Origin of the sequence: Acinetobacter stercoris (genome assembly GCF_900323515.1) — a bacterium.
GTDB classification, from domain to species: domain Bacteria; phylum Pseudomonadota; class Gammaproteobacteria; order Pseudomonadales; family Moraxellaceae; genus Acinetobacter; species Acinetobacter stercoris.
Map to the genome: position 1 here is coordinate 1 of NZ_OOGT01000468.1, position 603 is coordinate 603.

At 29.2% G+C, this 603-nt stretch carries 1 protein-coding gene; it reads right to left on the minus strand.

Annotated features, from left to right (window positions below; all coding sequences use genetic code 11):
- Positions 1-306: 306 nt before the first annotated feature.
- Positions 307-603, minus strand: a 297-nt coding sequence (locus tag KPC_RS20565) for an NF045616 family extracytoplasmic (lipo)protein (protein WP_407642002.1), incomplete at its 5' end; no start/stop codon positions are given.

The following is a 603-nucleotide window of genomic DNA, read 5'->3' on the forward strand; positions in this document are numbered from 1 at the left end:
TTATAGATACATATAAAGTTGAGTCTGGTGAAGCAAGACAAACTCCACTAAAAAACAAAAGAAATAAAATATAGACTTTTTGCATAGTTAGTTCGACGGTAATAGTGATTTATCTTTAGGGTTTATTAAAAAATTTCTTAAAATTCGCAATAAATGAGGTTGTAATCGTATGCCCATTTGATGATGCTTACGTTGTGGATCAAGATAGACTCATATTTCATGATTCTAATTTACCTAAATGTCTTCATTGGCAGCGTATAGCCATATTGTAAGAGGGTAGTTTGGTCATATGAGCCTCCAAACTTTTTATGACAAGAAACCGCTTAACCAATCTATAAATTGCCTAAATACATTTTTTTCTTTTTCCAAAGGCTTAGATATTTTTAAACATCGATAACCATCAACAACATTTGATAAAGATGTTTTCCCTGAATTATGCTCAACACAAATTCGAGTAGAATATGTACTATCCATATCCAGAACAATATCATAAGGAATACTGTTCTTGAAATTAGAAATACTTATAGAAATACACTCATTTTTATTGACTGGTACTTTTATATTTTTATAAAGTTTACTATATGTGCTTTTAAATTTTTTCCC